Raw genomic sequence first — 15532 nt, forward strand, 5'->3', positions numbered from 1 at the left:
CGACTCCAAGTCTCTCGTGCCACCCCCGGAGGCGCGGCGGGGGGGAACCTACAGCCCAGCCCCCAACGGTCAATACCTTTCGAGAAGTTTTTTCAACTCTCCCGGCATCCCCGAATGCCACCACGCCAACACTCTCCAGGGAATGGTTCAGGGGAGTGAATCAATCTGCGGATTTCTCGGGATTCGCCTGGGATGGGTCGATTTCGGTGGGGATTCCCATGCGCTTCGCCCGATCCTTCCAAAGCTTCCGGGCCAGGACCTGGAGGTCGGCGATCTGGTCGTGTTCATCGACGATTTCGACGCCGACGATGGTTTCCAGCACGTCTTCGAGGGTGACGAGGCCGACCGTCGTGCCGAACTCGTCCTGCACCATCATCATCTGATGGGTTTCCGCCAGCATCATCTCGAAGACCCGATCGACACGGACCGAGCTGGGGACGAGATGCACGGGCCGCTTCAACTGTTCGAGGGTTCCCGTCTCTCCCTTGACGGCGGCGAGGAGCACTTCCGCCCGGATGACAAAGCCTTCGATCTGGCCATTGTCGCTGTCGATCAATGGGATCCGCGAGAAGGGCTTGCCTTCGATCTGCTCGGCGAAATCCTCGATGGGAAGATCCTTGTCGAGCATGAACACCACCGGGCGAGGCGTCATGATGTCGGTCACGCCGACGTCTCCGAGCTGGAGGATGTTCCGGACGATGGTGGTCTCACTCGTCTTCAGTTCGCCCTCGGCCTCGCCGAGTCGGGCGACCGCGAGCAACTCCTCGCGATGCATCGGCTTGGCGGCGGCGCGACCGAAGGTGATCAGGCGCGTCACCTGTCCGCAGAGCCATACCAGCGGCTTGAGAAGCCAGATCAGCTTCGGCAGCAACCAGGCGGTTCCCGGGGCCAGTTGCACGGCGAAGCGCGCACCCAGGGTCTTGGGGATGATCTCGGTGAAGATGAGAATCGCAAAGGTCAGCACGCCGGCAAAGACCGCCTCGGTGCCGGCGCCGAACTCCTTTGCATACTGTGCGCCTGCACCGGCAGCTCCCATCGTATGGGCGATGGTGTTGAGGGTGAGGATGGCGGAAAGCGGGCGATCAATGTCGCTCTTGAGTCCGGCCATGACTTCCGCCCACCGGGCTCCCCCCCGGCGTGCAGCCTCGATCGTCGAAGGTCCCAGGGTGAGCAGGGTCGCTTCCAGCACCGAGCAGAGAAAGGAGAAGCCCAGCGCGATGAGAACATAGACGACTAGGAGGGTCATGCCAGGGACTCCGGAGCGGTGGCGAGATGATCAATCACAAGCCGGGATTCTCAAGCCGTCCCGCCGGTCCGCAACGAAAATCCGTCCGGCCCCCGGTTCAAGCCGCGCGCATCGATTCGCCGGCTGCCTCGAACAACTTGGCGAGGATGTTCGTTCGATCGAACCGCATCGCGAAGGTGCGGGCCTCGGTGGCGAGATGGCGCCGCTGCGAAAGGGTCATCCTGCCGACCCGGTTGAGGCAGTCGCGCAGACCGGCGACGTCGCCTGCCTCGTGAACGAGGCAATGGCCTCCACTGGCCTCGGGGATGCCGCCGGTATGGGTCGTGATCACCGGCCCCAACCCGCCGGCCAGCATTTTCTCGGCCACCGCGATGCCGAAGGTTTCAACAAACTCGGGACGCGGCTTGCTCGGCAGGCACCAGGCGAAGCAACCGTTCATCAACGCCCCCTTCTCGGAGTCGCTGACATCGTCGAGCACCCGCACATCGCCGAACTCCGCGGCCAGCGCCTCGACGTCTTCCTTCGCCGGTCCGTTGCCGCAGATGATCAGCTTCTTTCCGCCGCGCAGTTCGCAGGTCCGCCAGGCTTCAAGGAGATCATCGACGCCCTTGGCCGGCGCGATCCGCGAAAGGAACATCACGTAGCCGTCCCGCTCCAGCCCACGGGCTTCGAGAGCCTTGTCGACGACTTCGGGCTGCTGGTCGAGGGTCAGGTAGGCATCGGTATCGATGGCCGGGAAGCTGACTCCCACCCGGCGCTGGAGCTGGCTGGTGAAGCGTGTGCCGAGGGCCAGGTCGACCTTGCGGCCGGCTTCAACAATCAGGTTCTTGGTGAACTGGCTGACCGCCACCGGGTGGTCGTGATCAAGGAAATTGGAGAGCACCATCTGGGCGGCGCCAAGGCGACCCTCGGCGAGGGCGTTGTTGACGACGTTGGTGATGTCTGAACCGACCGCCTCCCCGATCGTGAATACCGAGGAAGCGAGACCGGAATTGCGGAAGCTGTTGACCGCCTGCATCACCATCATGCCATGAGGGACCAGGTAGAGATCCATGAGCAGGGTCCGGCCGGGAAGCTTGTGGAGCAGGTCGACGATGTGCCCGCCCATTCCCAGCGTCAGGCGTCCATCGAGAACCTTGTAGTCGCCCAGCGGCTCCGGCCGATCGACGGTGATGCCCTCGGAATACGGATCCACCGTCTCGATCGGCTTCAGCGGCAGCGAGCTGTTTTCCAGCGTCTCGAGCGGATAGGAGACGATCCGGACCTCCTCGATCCCCATCGCAATCGCGGCTTCCGCCAGGTTGCGCGCTTCGGTCGAATGACCGCAAATGATCGGGTCGGCACGAACGAGAAAGACGGCGCTGCGAATCTTCTGGGTGGAGGGATCGATTTCCATGTTAGGAGATTTCCTTTAAAGGTGAAAACGGGACGGAGGCAGATTCCGTGCCATCCCTGCCGTCGCTTCCTGAAGATATCGGCACCGGCCCGCACTTCTCACGCCGCCGGCGGAGCTTCGCCGACGGATGGACACCATGGCTCCGTCCGTGCGGGTCGAGCCCGGGGTGCATCCCTGGCGGCGACCGCGAGAACCCTCTCGCTTCCCGGGGTCTCCCTTGACCTGCGGGATCATCAGGGTACGCGCCGGTGTGCCCGGATCCCGCATTGGCGGGTGGATCAGCGCGCCATCAGGTATTCCGCGACCGCCTGGTAGGCCGGCAGCGAAGTCGGGTCGATGTAGCCGTTCTTGGCCTGTGGGTGGGACGAAAACCGGACCAGCACCATTTCCGCGGTGGGGTCGATGTAGATCGTCTGCCCGTGCACGCCGCGGGCGGCATAGGCCCCGTGCCGGTTGTGAAACACCCACCACATGCTGCGATAGCTCCCGCCCGGCAGCGTCTTGTATCCGGCCTTGGCAAAGGCCGCCTTGTCGCCTCCACCGCGGATGTTGTCGACGACCTCCTTCGGAAAAAGGCGCACCCCATTGAGTTCGCCGCCGTCGAGCATCAGCTGGCCGATCCGCCCGAGATCACGCAGGCCGGCGCTCAGTCCGCCGCCGGCGAACGGCGTGCCCTTGGCATCGACGGTCATGTAGCCGTCCTGCTCCGCGCCGATCCGGGTCCAGATGCGTTCCGACAGCAGATGGGCGAGGTCCTTGCCGGCCGTGCGCGAGACGATCCAGCCGAGCGCGTCGGTGTTGATCGTCTTGTAGCCGAAGGCCTCGCCGTGCTCGCCCTCCTTGCTCACCGTCCGCAGGTACTCGAAGTAGCCGTTGGGACCCTCGTAGCCCGCGGGCTTGGGCAGCGGGCTCGCCGCCTTCGAGTAGACCCAGATGTCGGCTTCGGGATCCGAGTAGTCCTCGCTGTAGTCGAGCGCGGTGGTCATGTCCATAACCTGGCGCACGCTGGCGTCACCGAAGGCGCTGTCCCCAAGTTCGGGCACGATCGAGGCGACCGTGGCGGTGTCGTCGAGCCTGCCCTCGGCCACCAGGATCTCGGCGAGCAGCCCGGTCATCGACTTGGTCATCGACATCGCGGCGTGCTTGCCGGCCTCGTCGAGGGCGCCGAAGTACTTCTCGTAGACGACTTCCCCCTTGTGGAGGATCAGCATGCCGTCGGTGTAGTTGGCCGCCAGCGAGTCCTTCCAGGTCATCGGCTCGGTGCCACCGATGGGGGTGAAGGTGAGCGCGTCGATGGCGTCGCCGGGGGCCGGGCCGTCCGGTGAGTAGGTCAGCGGTACCGGCGCGCCGATTCCCCGGCTCACCTGCTTGGTCGGCATCAGCTCGCGGATGTGGCAGACCGTCCAGCGCATCTTCGGGAAGCTGAAGAAGTCCGAATCCGGCTGCATGATCAGCTTGTCGGGCGGCGGTGGGAAGCCCTGCATCCAGCCGAGCGCCACCGGGTCCGACGCCGTGGCATCGGGCGGGGCCGGCCTCTCGGCGGCAGGCAGGTTCAGCACGAGGGCGGCGGCCGCGACGGCGGCCACGACGGGGGTTCTAGTAGTTGACGACGACATTGAGGAAGGCTCCGGTCCAGTTGGGGGCGTCACCACCGGAGGCGCGGTCGATTCCCTTGCCGGGAATCGAGATGCTGAACCCGCCGGTGAGGAAGGTGTGGGGGTTGATGACCCGCGTGTACTCGAGAAAGAAGTCATCGGACAAGTGAGCATCGGTCACGCCGGACACAACCGTCGATGTCCCGCCGGAGAAGTCGACCCGGGTCGCCTGCCCGAACTGCACCGGGCTGCGCAACTGGTGGGCCCGGACGTGGGCGTAGCGGAGGGTGATGATGTCCCGCTGGGTCGGGGTCACGGCCAGTGTGAGGTGGTGGGCCTGCACGTTCGAGTTGATGAAGACCATCGCCGACTTCGAGCCGGTCGCCCATGCCTTCGGGGCACCGTCGTAGTAGAGCGGGTCGAACCGCTCGAGCCGGCGCGTCTTGGGGTCGTCACCACTGAAGACCTGGTAGGAGTAGGAGAGCACCGGCCGCCACGGGTGGCCGGCGAAGGTGTACTCGGCCTTGATGCGGCCGCCCCATGCCCTCAGGTCGATGCGGTCGTTCCACTGCCAAGCCGCATCGAGGGCCAGTGCCAGGCCCTCGAGCGGGCCCTCGAAGGGTTCGGTGCGCCCGTAGAAGTTCACGGTGTTCAACCCGTCGCGAGCCCCGGGCAGAAAGGCCGGCGCCCCGACGCCCCCCGGCGCGGCCTGCGGGTAGGGGGCTTCGGACTCGAGGACATGCAGGTAGGTCAGCCCGGCGAAACCTCCACCCTCGCCGTCCCAGCGCAGGTCGATTCCCGCCATCCGGTTGGCGGTGTCGTTCGAAGCCATCTCGTTGGGTTCGAGGTAGAAGGCGGTCGCCTTGGCGCGATTCCGCGACACCTGCAGGATGCCCGCCATCTCCCAGGCCTCCCGGGGACCAAACTTGAGCGCTCCCCGCTCGAACCCGTCGGCACCGCCGTTTGCGATCAGCATCCCGGTCCCCAGCGTGAGCGCACGCGAACCGAGCGAGGTCTCGATGGCCCACCCACCCCCGAGGTCCGCCCGATATCCCAGATAGGCCTCCTCCAGCGTGAAACGCCCGACGTCGCCGGTGTCGAAGGCATCGGTGCCGGCGGTGTAGGAACCCACGGCCGAGAGCTTGCCGAAGAGTGACGAGTCCGGACCCAACCGCCGCTCGAAGCCCAGCCCTGGTTCGATGAAGCCCTCCAGCCACTGGGTGTCGGCCTCAAACGCCGTGTTCCCGGCCGCCCGGCTCGCGAGATCCCAGAACAGGTTGGTCTCGGCCACCAGGTTGAGCCCGGCCTGGAACTGCCCGCGCACCGTCAGGTTCTCCGATTGATAAAGCAGCATCGGATCGGAAGCGACCGGTGGGGACCCTTCGGCGATGAGCCCGCCAATGAGCCCTCCAAAGGCGGGACCCGCACCCAGCGCCGTCACTGCCAGGCTCCGGAGATGGAAGGAAAGGCGGACCGGATGCCCCGGAAACGATCGGAACCAACTTGGAGAGGAAGGGGACATGGCATGACTCGGCCCGGGGTGGAGCCGCCGCTCGTGCAGGGTTTTCAGGCCATGGATCAAAGTCCGTGGCACGAAGGATGCAAGTCATTCTTCGCGGTGCCGGTCCGTGCATCAGTAGCTCGGCGGACGCGACTCGGCGGCGAATCCGTGGCTTTCCTCGTCCATCTCGAGGCGCAACTCGCCCCCTCCGAGGAACTCCTCCATCTTCAGCCAGCAGCGGTCGAGCGGTTCGCCATTGAGGAAGGCGGATCTCACCTGGAACCGATTCGGACCATTGCCCTCGGCCACAACCGAAAAATCACCTCCGGGCAGGTGCCAGGTCGCACGCCTGAACAGGGGGCTTCCGATCAGCATGACCGGTTGACCACAAACCGGAAACAACCCGGCCGCGCTCCACACGAACCAGGACGACAGGCCCCCGGAGTCGTCGTTGCCTGGAAGCCCTCCCGGCCCGGTGGTGAACTGGCAGTCCATCACACGGCGCACGACCTGGGCGGTGCGATCATGGCGCCCGGCGTAGAGATACGCATAGGGAGCCTCCATGTCCGGCTCGTTGTTCAGGCCCTCGAAACGGAACAGGCGCTCGCCGTGCTCCGGCTCGTCGAAGCCGAAGAACCGATCGAGCAGCGCCGCGAAGCGACGTTCCCCTCGTGCCAGCCGGATGCGGCCCTTCATGTCGTGCAGGAAGCGAAAGGAGTAGTTCCAGTTCTCCCCCTCGTAGTAGGTCGAGTCCTCGCGCAGAAGTCCGGTCTGGTCGTCGAAGGCATTGACCCAATGCTTCGACAGTTCAGTGGCGCGATCGTGGATGACCTGGTGTCCCACCCCCCTCGCCATCCGCGCCATGCAGAAGTGCGCGTAGGAAAGATCGAGCGTGTGCGAGAGTGGATCGACCACACCCCTGCGAGCATACTCACCGAACCGGCCCTTGCGGCCCTTGCCGCTCTGGCTGGTCCGCCACAGCAGCGAAAGAACCCGGTCCCAGTCCGCCTCGATCCCCCGCACCCGCGCGTCCTCGAGAATCGCATGGCACAGTCCGCTCGCCTGCTTGGTGAAGCGGTCCGGCGTGTTGTCCATGAGATAGCTGATGGGGAAAACCCCCTCGCGCTGGGCCACCTCGCAGAGAAACTCGACGAAGTCGGCCCCGCGCTCAGGCCACAGCGTCATCATCAGGGGAAGCTGCGTCTTGTAGAGGTCCCACAGGGTGGAAAGGTCGAGAAAGAAGGGGCCCGGCTCCCGGCTGAAGGGATTCTCGTCGCGGAAATCCGCCGGCTTGATGCATGAGTGATAGAAGGCCGTCTCGAAGACCTCCCGCTGGGCGTCGGCGCCACCTTCGACCTCGACCTTCGAGAGCACCTCCTCCCAGCTCTCCGCCGCACTGCGGGCGATCCTGTCGAAATCGGATGCCGAGGCCACAGCGACCCGACAACGTTCGGCCTCCCGCAGCGAAAACCCGAAGGTGAGTTCGATGTCCCGGCCCCCGCCACGGAAGGCGAATCCGAAGGTCGGCTGGCGCTTCTGCACTTCCAGCGAGACCTCGTAGCGGGTCGCCTCGATCTCCTCTTCCTCCTCCCACAGATAGCCTTCGGCACCCGGTGCCACGCAGTGGAAGTGCACCGGGATCCCCTCCATCACCACCTGCCCCTCGACCGCACCCTCGTCGGTGATCCGCCACCCACCACCCTGGGGATAGCTCCCCATGCCCTCGATCAGGAGGCCTCCGGCCGAAAGCTCCACGGCGAGGTGGGCCCCGACCCCCTCGGGGAAGCGGTACCGATGACGCATGCCCCTCGGCAGGGCGGCCAGCTCGAACTCCACCTCGGCGATACGGCCCGCATAGTAGCCCGGCCAGGCCTTCTCATCGGTCAGCGGACGGCGCTCGACGCGTCCCTCGAGGCCATCGGCCCCGAGCGGGGTGGTGAGCAGGTAATTGTAGTAGCTGCGGATGCGTCCGGTGCCGCTCTGCTGGAAATGCGCGATCCCCAGCGCCTCGTGATTCTCAAACTCGACCGGCGGCGACCCGCCATCGAGGGACAGCGCGTAGCGGCCGTAGCCGGTCACGTAGGCACCCGAGTAGGCGCAGGCCGAAACCATGCCGAAGGGAAGCGTCGCGCCGGGATGGGTATTGCCGACCGGCGGCTTCGGACGCCACCAGCTGCCGGCGATCCCCACGGGGTCGGGCAGATCGGACTCGGCGGTGCCGAGAAAAGGATCCACCCGCGAAACCGCGGGCAGATCGATGGGCTTGTCGGGCATCTCTGGCCCCTGCCCTAGCACGTCGCGGGCCAAAACCGAGTCCGGGGCGCGGGCCCCGGACTCGCGCCCACTACATTTCCCGCACCAGATCGAGGAACTCGGCCCGTTCTTCCTGGGGATCATCGGCCAGGGCGGGCTTGGCGATCTCGATCACCCGATCCCAGTTGATGTCCTCGACCTCCTCCATGCCGCGGAGCTTCATGCCGAAGAGGGCGACGGCGGAAGCCATCCGGAAATCCGCACCGGCCTTCTTCCACTTCACCGGCTCGCCGGTCACCGGCGTCTCGATCAGGCGGCTCTTGTCGCCCTCCGGATGCTTGTAGCGCAGCTTCAGCGTGAACCAGTCGTCGCTCTCGACCACCTCGCGGCGGTTGGCGGGGCGCTGGTATTTCAGGTCGTCGACATCGCCCACGGCCGGGGAATCGACGCCCACCGGCACGATCTCGTAGAAGGCGGTGACCGTGTGGCCGGCGCCGATATCGCCGGCATCCACCTTGTCGTTGTTGAAGTCCTGATTGCGCAGCACGCGGTTGGCGTAGCCGATCAGGCGGTAGGCCTTCACCTTGCCGGGGTTGAACTCGACCTGGATCTTCACGTCCTTGGCGATGGTCACCAGCGTGCCGCTGAGCTTCTGGAGGAAGATCCGCTTCGCCTCGCGATCGCCGTCGACGTAGAAGTAGTTGCCGTTCCCGTCATTGGAAATTGCCTCGAGCATCGAGTCGTTGAGGTTGCCCGTGCCGAAGCCGAGCACGCTCAGGCTCACGCCCTTGTCGGCATTCTTCTTCACCAGTTCGACCAGGGTCCCCTCGCCGGTGTTGCCGACGTTGAAGTCGCCGTCGGTGGCCAGGATCACGCGGTTCACCCCGCCGTCGATCATGTTCTTCAACGCCATCTGGTAGGCCCGGTAGAGCCCGGCGCCGCCATTGGTCGAGCCACCCGACTCGAGTTTCGCCAACTGGCGCAGCGCCTTCGACTTGCCCTTCTCCGTGAGCTCGGTCGGGGAAAGCACCACCCCTTCGGTGCCGGCGTAAACGACGATCCCGACGCGGTCGCGCTCGTCGAGCGAGTCGATCAGCGTCGTCATCGCCCGCTTGAGCATGGGCAGCTTGTCCGGCGACTGCATCGAACCGGAGACGTCGATCAGGAACACCAGGTTGGAGGCGGGGCGTGCGTTGTTGTCGATCTCACGGCCCTTGATCGCCACCCGGGCGAGCAGATGCTGCGGCTGCCACGGGCAGGTCGCCAGCGTGCTGGTCACCGCAAAGGGGCTGTCACCCTCCGGCTGCGGGTAGCGGTAGTCGAAGTAGTTCACCAGTTCCTCGATGCGCACCGCGTCCGGCTGGATCGTCCGGCCCTCGCGGATCATGCGGCGGACATTCGTGTAGGAAGCCGTGTCGACATCGATCGAGAAGGTCGAGAGGGCATCATCCCACGGCGACTTCCAGGGCTGGTCGGTGAGCTGGCCGTAGTTTTCGCGGGACAGATCGGGCTCAGGATGGGGGAGCGGGTGCGGGACCGGATGGGGCCGACGCACGACCGGCGGCTCGACCATCTTTCCCCTGACCGCCGGAAGCCGACCCGTCAGACTCCGTGCATCACCGACAGCGGGCGCAGGGGCAGCGGGCACGACGATTTCGGGAGCCTCCGCCACTTCCCGCAGCATCAAACGATCCCGAGTCATCGCCTCGCCTTCGATCTGAACGCCTGCCGCGCCTCCGCCGCCATTGCTACCTTTGTCGAGATCTGCACGCTTGGCCTGGGCCATCGGGGCGGCGTCCGCAGCGGGAGCTTCCACCAACGCTTCGGTCGCTTCCTCAGCTGGCGCCACGTTTCCCGGAGCAGGTGCCAGATCGGCAAACCGTGTCTCGTCCGGCTCTTCCAGAGCTTCCTGGGGCTGCGCTTCCCTTTCGGTAAGCTCGGCATACTCCGACTTCAGATCCGCTCCCTTGGCCGCAGACTCCAACGCAGGGGGCGCAGACATGGCTCCGGGCGCGGGGGACACCTCCGGCAGCGCCGCCATTTCCGGGGGCAGCACGTCGCCCGCGGGCGTCACGGAGGGCTCGGGCGGAGCCATCTCATTGACGGCCAACTCGGGGGCGAAATCCTGGCGTTGCTGGAAAATGATGGCGCCGCAGATCGCGATGCCGGCCGCGATGGACAGCGGCAGCGCCGTACGCCATCGGGATGTGGCCTGTGCCTTGCTCGGCCCGGCATCCAGCGCCGTGTCGATGGCGGCGAGCAGTTCCTCGTCGGCATCGCGTTGACGGGCCTGCTCCTTGAGCAGCGCGTCGATCAGTTCGTCTTCCGGTTTCATGATGATGAGTGGATTGGTGTTTCAGGCGTTGCGGGACAGGCAGAGGCGGAGCGCCTCACGGGCCCGCTCAAGGCGCTTGCGCAGCGCCGCGGCGGTGGTGGAAAGGACTTTGGCGGCATCGTCCGAGGTACGACCCTCGTCGTAGGTCAGCCGGACGGCCTCGGCCATCGGCCCGGGCAGCTTCGAGCGGCACTCGGCCAGCCGGGCGAACAGATCCGAGTCGTCCGGCGAGCGCTCGAAGGGCTGCTCCAGCCGGGAAAGGGTTTCCTCATCGAGGGGAATCTCGCGGGACTGGCGGCGGCAGTACTCCCGCCACTTGTTGCGGACGATGCCCCGCATCCAGGTGCCGAAGTCTCGGGTGACGTCGAACTTCGCAAGGCTCTGCCAGGCCGCGACGCTCGCCTCCTGAACGAGGTCACGGGCGGCGGCTTCGGATTTCACGAGGGCAATGGCGTAGGCCAGAAGCCCGCGGTGGTGGTCGCGGATCAGATCAGCGAATCGGGCGCGGTCCATAATGGGAAAGTCGATGACGGTCGCAGCTTGCATGGCTCTTCACGGTCCATTGCTGCGAGCCGGAGGGATTGTGACAGGAAAAGGCCTTCTTTCCGAAACACCGAAACACGGAAGCCCCGCAACATGGTCTACCTCGCCTCCCAGTTTTCCTCGCGGTCCTCGGCGGAGCGCGGCTCGAGGTGGGTGATCACCCTTCCTTCGGGTTCGAGGAGCGCCGCGATGCCGGCCTCGATCTCGGTGGCGGCCTCGTGCGCCTCGCGCAGGCCCACGCCATCCGGCATCACCAGGTGCAGTTCGACCCAATGCGTCCGCCCCGAATGCCGGTGGCGGAGATTGTGGTAGGAGAACCCGCGGTTGGCACACTCGCCGTCGAGCAGGTCACGCACGCTCGCCTCGACCTCGAGATCGGCTTTGTCCATCAACCCGCCGAAGCTGCGCTTCATCAACCGCACACCGGTCCACAGCAGCTTGCCCCCCGCGATCCCGGCAAACAGCGGATCCCACCAGCCATCGCCGGTCCAGCGCACGAGCAGCAGCGCCAGGACCACGCCGACACTGGTCCACACGTCGGCCAGCACGTGCTCGCCATTTGCCTCCAGCAGGCCGGAACGCCGGCGCCGGCCGACCCTGAGCAGCGCCAGTCCGAGCACCGTGTTCACCACCGCCGCTGCGGAGGTAAGCCACAAGCCGAGATCGAGCGCCTCGACCGGCGAGCCCAGCCGATACTGGCGGGCCGCCTCGTAGAAGATCAGCACGCCTGCCGCACTGATCATCGCCCCTTCGAGCGCCGCGGAAAAGAAGGCCACCTTGTCGTGTCCGAAATGATGGGTGTCGTCGGACGGTTTGTGCGAGAGCCTCAGCGCCCACGCCGCGAAGCCGACCGCCAGCACGTGGGTGACCGACTCGGCCGCATCCGAGTAGATCGCCGCCGAACCGGTGAGGATCGCGGCCGTCACCTTCACCCCGAGCAGGACGACCGCGACCACGAGGGAGAAATTCATCACGCGGCGTTCGTCGATGCTGGGGCGATGGTCCTCCATCCGGCTCTCCATCTTTCCGCTCATCAGGCCGCACGGCAATACCCGATCGCTTGCGCAATAACCAATACGTGCCAAGATTCCGGATGGAAAATGCGACCACGCGCGAAGTCTGCACGACTCTGAAGGACCGCCTCCGGACTGCGGAAGCGAAGGTGCGCTCCGCCCTTGAGGCGACCGGGGCGGATCATCCGCTGGCCGGGCCCGCCAGCGAGCTGCTGGAAATTCACAGTGAAATCCGCGACCTGCTCCTCGACAACTTCGAGACGAACCGGACGGCACAACGCCTCGAGGACCAACCCGAGGTGGCCATGGCGGCGGTCGAGATCGAGCGCGAGGCGCACACGCTGAAGCCCGACTTCATGGACGTCCTGAAGGCCCTATTCATGTGGAAGGACGATCCGGTCGAGCGCGCCCAGAACGGCTCTCAGTAGCCGGGAGGGTGTCTCAGGACATGGCCCGCTCCCGGGCGGGTCTTGGTCAGCCAGCGCGGGCCGCTCCGGTTCGATCCCCAGCCGGTGTCGAGCCGCAGCCCGGCCACGGTCATGAAGACGTGGCCCCTGCGAACGTAGATCGTGATCCATTTCCCCGGACCCCGGTCGCCGTAGCTGAAGAAGCCGCTGGAAGGCATCTGCCCGTTGAGCAGACCGGCATGGCGCAGCACGTAGGAGACCGCACCCGAGCAATCGAAGCCGACGTCGTCCAGCACCGCATGGCCGCCGCCCCACTTGTAGGGTTTGTCCTGCAGGCGGTTGCCGGCCTGAATCGCCCGCTTGACCGCCAAGGGAGCGTTCTTGGGGGCATAGGCGAGGCCTCCGCGAAGCAAGGCGGTGCGGCCGTGGTCAAACTGATAGGAAACCGGCTGGCGTGCCTTGATCTGGCGGCCACAGGCGGTGAATCCGAGTGTCGAAACCGACAAGGCAATCCATGAGCGACGGTTCATAAGGCGCGATCTACCATATTTGTTTAATTTTTCCAAAAAGTTTTTACGTCCTAAGTAATTTGAGGGCTTCAGCCCTGCGCCTCCATCCAGGCCATCACCTCCTGGAGCGCCCGCCCCCGGTGGCTCATGCTGTTCTTCACCTCCGAACCCAGTTCCGCAAAGCTGCTGTCGTGGCCATCCGGCGCAAACAGCGGATCGTAGCCGAAGCCCCCTTCCCCCTGTGCTCGGTCGAGGATCCGGCCCTCGACCGCCCCGGAAAAGTCCGCCACCACCTCGCCGTCCCTCGCCAGCACCATCACGCAGCGAAACCGCGCCGACCTCTCCGCGATCCCGGCCATCTCGCGGATCAACCGCTCGTTGTTCTTCGCGTGGTTTCCCTCCTCGCCACCGAAGCTGCTCGACCAGACCCCGGGCCGGCCATCGAGGGCATCCACCTCCAGGCCCGAATCGTCGGAGAGCACCAGGCCTCCCACCCCCTGGCTCACCGCCACCGCCTTGAGGGTCGCATTCTCCAGAAAGGTGGTGCCGGTCTCCTCGACCTCGGAAAGCCCGGGAAACGCGGTGGCGTCCAGCACCTCGAAGCGATCGCCGACCATCTCCCGGATCTCCGCGGTCTTGTGCGCATTCCGGGTGGCCACGACCAGCCGGGGTTTCTCGGAAGTCATGGGCATTCGCTATCCTCCCCGAGACGCTTGGCCAAGAAATTTGAAATATTGGCGGCTCTGCTGACGCAAACTCCATGATGAAAGCAATCACTCACCTGGCCGCCTTCACGCTGGGGGCCGCCGCACTCGTCGGTTCCGCCTTTGCCACCACGCTGGAAGGCTGGAGCACCGATCTCGAAGCCGCCTTCAAGGAGGCGAAGGAGAAGGACAAGGCCGTTCTGGTCGAATTCACCGGCTCCGACTGGTGCCCGCCGTGCATCGCCATGCGCAAGAACGTCTTCTCGAAGAAGGAGTTCGTGGAAAAGGCCTCGGAGAACTACATCCTCGTCGAACTCGACTTTCCGAAAGGCGATCCGGAGCTGAAGAAGAAGAACCAGCCCTACGCCAAGAAATACGAGATCGAGGGCTACCCGACGGTGATTCTCTTCGATTCGGACGGCAAGGAGTTCACCCGTTTCTTCGCCTCGCGGCATCCCACGGTCGAAAAGTTCCTCGCGCACATCGAAAAAGCGCTTGAGGACAAGGACCTTCTGTAGACCTTCTCCCCGTGATGACCACCATTTCCCGCACCATCGCCGCCCTGCTGCTCACCGCCGGCCTCGCCATGGCCGAGGGCTGGGGCACGGACTGGGAGGCCGCCAAGGCCGAATCCAAGAAGTCCGGCAAGCCCATCCTGATCAACCTCACCGGCTCCGACTGGTGCGGGTGGTGCATCCGCCTCGAGAAGAAGGTGTTCACCACCGACGCCTTCAAGGCCTACGCGAAGGAGAACCTCATCCTGATGGAGGCCGACTTCCCCCGGAAAAAGGAACTTCCTGCCGCGGTAAAAAAGCAGAACGAGAAGCTGAAGGACCGGTACCTGGCCGGTGGCTACCCGACCGTCTGGATGCTCGATCACGAGGGCAACAAGATTTCCGGCGACCTCGGTGAGTTCGGCGACGATCCCGACAAGTGGGTCAAGAAGCTCAAGGAGCTGGTCGCAGGCTACGATCCGAAGAAGGCCTCCTGAGGCGACCATCCCGATATCCATCCACCCCGCCCGGCCCCGCCGCGGCGGGGTTTTTCTTTTCAGAACGCCCGGCCATCACCAGCGTGCATGGCAACCTGCTCCTCCGACCATGCCCACCTTTGAAGTCTGCCGCTCGATCCGGATCGAAGCCCCTGCCCCAGCGGTCCATGCCGTGGTCCGCGATTTCAGGAGCTGGCCGAAATGGTCCCCCTGGCTGATCGCCGACCCTCATGCCACGCTGGCCTTTTCGGACGACGGCCGGCGCTACGATTGGGAGGGTCCGGTCGCTGGCAGCGGTTTTCTCGAGATCGCCGGCGATCAGGCACCCGGATCGATCGACCTCTTGCTCACCTTCCTCAAGCCGTGGAAATCCACCAGCAGCGTCGGCTTCCAATTTGCGGAAGTGGATGGCGGCACCGAAGTGACCTGGACCATGAACGGAACCCTCCCTTGGTTCATGTTCTGGATGAAGTCGATGATGGCCGGCAACATCGGCTCCGACTACGACCGCGGGCTGTCGATGCTCAAGGCGCTCATCGAAACCGGCGAGGTGCCCAGCAAACTGGAGTTTCCCGGCATCGCGGAGATCCCCGCGACCGCCTACGTCGGCATCAACACCGAGTGCCCGATCAGCGAAATCAGCGGCCACATGGAGCAGGACTTCGACCGGCTCCACGAGTGGCTGGCGGAAAGCGGTCTCACCCCCAGCTCCGCCCCGTTCTCGTCGGTATCGAGCTGGTCGCCGGCCCGCGACCGGTGCCGCTACACGGTGTGCCTTCCGTTTTTCGAGGCTCCGGCCGAAGCCCCGGCGGGATTTGTCGGCGGCACGCGTCCCGCCTGCCGCGCCTACCGGGTGCGCCACACCGGCCCCTACCAGCACCTTGGCAACGCCTGGGCCGCCGGCATGATGCATGCCCGGAGCAAGGTCTTCGATGCCAGCAAGCGCCTCGCTCCCTTCGAGATCTACGAGAGCGACCCGGAGAACACGCCCGAGAACGAGCTCGTCACCGTGGTCCACATTCCCGCGAAGTAGCCGGCA

At 65.3% G+C, this 15532-nt stretch carries 14 protein-coding genes; 4 read left to right on the forward strand and 10 right to left on the reverse strand.

Annotated elements, in window-relative coordinates:
* Positions 1–160: 160 nt before the first annotated feature.
* The 8 genes from ACG2LG_RS20100 to ACG2LG_RS20135 all read right to left on the reverse strand — a co-directional run bounded on the left by ACG2LG_RS20100 (position 161) and on the right by ACG2LG_RS20135 (position 11903).
* Positions 161–1246, reverse strand: a complete 1086-nt coding sequence (locus tag ACG2LG_RS20100) for a CNNM domain-containing protein (RefSeq protein WP_396262075.1) — start codon at positions 1244–1246, stop codon at positions 161–163.
* A 97-nt stretch (positions 1247–1343) separates the two neighbouring features.
* Entirely contained in the window at positions 1344–2642 is a 1299-nt protein-coding gene (locus ACG2LG_RS20105) for a glycosyltransferase family 4 protein (protein WP_396262076.1), read from the reverse strand.
* 278 nt (positions 2643–2920) lie between these two features.
* Entirely contained in the window at positions 2921–4258 is a 1338-nt protein-coding gene (locus tag ACG2LG_RS20110) for a serine hydrolase domain-containing protein (RefSeq protein ID WP_396262078.1), read from the reverse strand.
* Entirely contained in the window at positions 4239–5591 is a 1353-nt protein-coding gene (locus tag ACG2LG_RS20115; RefSeq protein ID WP_396262079.1) for an alginate export family protein, read from the reverse strand. Before ACG2LG_RS20115 ends, ACG2LG_RS20110 begins: the two co-directional genes overlap by 20 nt.
* Before the next feature lie 279 nt (positions 5592–5870).
* Positions 5871–8012 carry a glycoside hydrolase domain-containing protein gene (locus tag ACG2LG_RS20120; RefSeq protein WP_396262081.1) on the reverse strand — a complete coding sequence of 714 codons (2142 nt, stop codon included), beginning with the start codon at positions 8010–8012 and terminating at the stop codon, positions 5871–5873.
* Positions 8013–8082: 70 nt separating this feature from the next.
* Positions 8083–10326 carry a von Willebrand factor type A domain-containing protein gene (locus ACG2LG_RS20125; protein ID WP_396262083.1) on the reverse strand — a complete coding sequence of 748 codons (2244 nt, stop codon included), beginning with the start codon at positions 10324–10326 and terminating at the stop codon, positions 8083–8085.
* Positions 10327–10347: 21 nt separating this feature from the next.
* On the reverse strand, positions 10348–10872 hold the full coding sequence (locus tag ACG2LG_RS20130; RefSeq protein ID WP_396262085.1) for an RNA polymerase sigma factor: 525 nt from the start codon (positions 10870–10872) through the stop codon (positions 10348–10350).
* A 95-nt stretch (positions 10873–10967) separates the two neighbouring features.
* Positions 10968–11903 carry a cation diffusion facilitator family transporter gene (locus tag ACG2LG_RS20135; protein WP_396262086.1) on the reverse strand — a complete coding sequence of 312 codons (936 nt, stop codon included), beginning with the start codon at positions 11901–11903 and terminating at the stop codon, positions 10968–10970.
* Between the two features lie 59 nt (positions 11904–11962).
* Between ACG2LG_RS20135 and ACG2LG_RS20140 the strand changes: the two genes are divergently transcribed.
* On the forward strand, positions 11963–12310 hold the full coding sequence (locus tag ACG2LG_RS20140; RefSeq protein WP_396262088.1) for a hypothetical protein: 348 nt from the start codon (positions 11963–11965) through the stop codon (positions 12308–12310).
* Here ACG2LG_RS20140 and ACG2LG_RS20145 read toward each other — a convergent pair.
* Together ACG2LG_RS20145 and rdgB are read right to left on the reverse strand one after the other, a co-directional pair.
* Positions 12304–12819, reverse strand: a complete 516-nt coding sequence (locus ACG2LG_RS20145; protein ID WP_396262090.1) for a peptidoglycan endopeptidase — start codon at positions 12817–12819, stop codon at positions 12304–12306. The genes ACG2LG_RS20140 and ACG2LG_RS20145 overlap by 7 nt on opposite strands.
* A gap of 68 nt (positions 12820–12887) precedes the next feature.
* Positions 12888–13484 (reverse strand): RdgB/HAM1 family non-canonical purine NTP pyrophosphatase, encoded by a 597-nt coding sequence (rdgB, locus tag ACG2LG_RS20150; protein WP_396262092.1) that lies wholly within the window; start codon positions 13482–13484, stop codon positions 12888–12890.
* A gap of 77 nt (positions 13485–13561) precedes the next feature.
* Between rdgB and ACG2LG_RS20155 the strand changes: the two genes are divergently transcribed.
* The 3 genes from ACG2LG_RS20155 (at position 13562) to ACG2LG_RS20165 (ending at position 15526) form a co-directional block, all read left to right on the forward strand.
* On the forward strand, positions 13562–14020 hold the full coding sequence (locus ACG2LG_RS20155; protein WP_396262094.1) for a thioredoxin family protein: 459 nt from the start codon (positions 13562–13564) through the stop codon (positions 14018–14020).
* Between the two features lie 14 nt (positions 14021–14034).
* Positions 14035–14493 (forward strand): thioredoxin family protein, encoded by a 459-nt coding sequence (locus tag ACG2LG_RS20160; protein ID WP_396262095.1) that lies wholly within the window; start codon positions 14035–14037, stop codon positions 14491–14493.
* Between the two features lie 109 nt (positions 14494–14602).
* On the forward strand, positions 14603–15526 hold the full coding sequence (locus ACG2LG_RS20165) for a GyrI-like domain-containing protein (protein WP_396262097.1): 924 nt from the start codon (positions 14603–14605) through the stop codon (positions 15524–15526).
* The last annotated feature ends 6 nt before the right edge of the window (positions 15527–15532 follow it).

Origin of the sequence: Haloferula sp. A504 (genome assembly GCF_044385805.1) — a bacterium.
Lineage (GTDB): Bacteria > Verrucomicrobiota > Verrucomicrobiia > Verrucomicrobiales > Akkermansiaceae > Haloferula.

Bases quoted from the DNA above. Each gene is read 5' to 3' on its own strand.
- ACG2LG_RS20155 (WP_396262094.1), top strand. From the start codon at position 13,562: ATGAAAGCAATCACTCACCTGGCCGCCTTCACGCTGGGGGCCGCCGCA.
- ACG2LG_RS20110 (WP_396262078.1), bottom strand. From the start codon at position 4,258: ATGTCGTCGTCAACTACTAGAACCCCCGTCGTGGCCGCCGTCGCGGCC.
- ACG2LG_RS20100 (WP_396262075.1), bottom strand. From the start codon at position 1,246: ATGACCCTCCTAGTCGTCTATGTTCTCATCGCGCTGGGCTTCTCCTTT.
- ACG2LG_RS20145 (WP_396262090.1), bottom strand. From the start codon at position 12,819: ATGAACCGTCGCTCATGGATTGCCTTGTCGGTTTCGACACTCGGATTC.
- ACG2LG_RS20140 (WP_396262088.1), top strand. From the start codon at position 11,963: ATGGAAAATGCGACCACGCGCGAAGTCTGCACGACTCTGAAGGACCGC.
- rdgB (WP_396262092.1), bottom strand. From the start codon at position 13,484: ATGACTTCCGAGAAACCCCGGCTGGTCGTGGCCACCCGGAATGCGCAC.
- ACG2LG_RS20105 (WP_396262076.1), bottom strand. From the start codon at position 2,642: ATGGAAATCGATCCCTCCACCCAGAAGATTCGCAGCGCCGTCTTTCTC.
- ACG2LG_RS20130 (WP_396262085.1), bottom strand. From the start codon at position 10,872: ATGCAAGCTGCGACCGTCATCGACTTTCCCATTATGGACCGCGCCCGA.
- ACG2LG_RS20125 (WP_396262083.1), bottom strand. From the start codon at position 10,326: ATGAAACCGGAAGACGAACTGATCGACGCGCTGCTCAAGGAGCAGGCC.
- ACG2LG_RS20120 (WP_396262081.1), bottom strand. From the start codon at position 8,012: ATGCCCGACAAGCCCATCGATCTGCCCGCGGTTTCGCGGGTGGATCCT.
- ACG2LG_RS20115 (WP_396262079.1), bottom strand. From the start codon at position 5,591: ATGCTGCTTTATCAATCGGAGAACCTGACGGTGCGCGGGCAGTTCCAG.
- ACG2LG_RS20160 (WP_396262095.1), top strand. From the start codon at position 14,035: ATGACCACCATTTCCCGCACCATCGCCGCCCTGCTGCTCACCGCCGGC.
- ACG2LG_RS20165 (WP_396262097.1), top strand. From the start codon at position 14,603: ATGCCCACCTTTGAAGTCTGCCGCTCGATCCGGATCGAAGCCCCTGCC.
- ACG2LG_RS20135 (WP_396262086.1), bottom strand. From the start codon at position 11,903: ATGAGCGGAAAGATGGAGAGCCGGATGGAGGACCATCGCCCCAGCATC.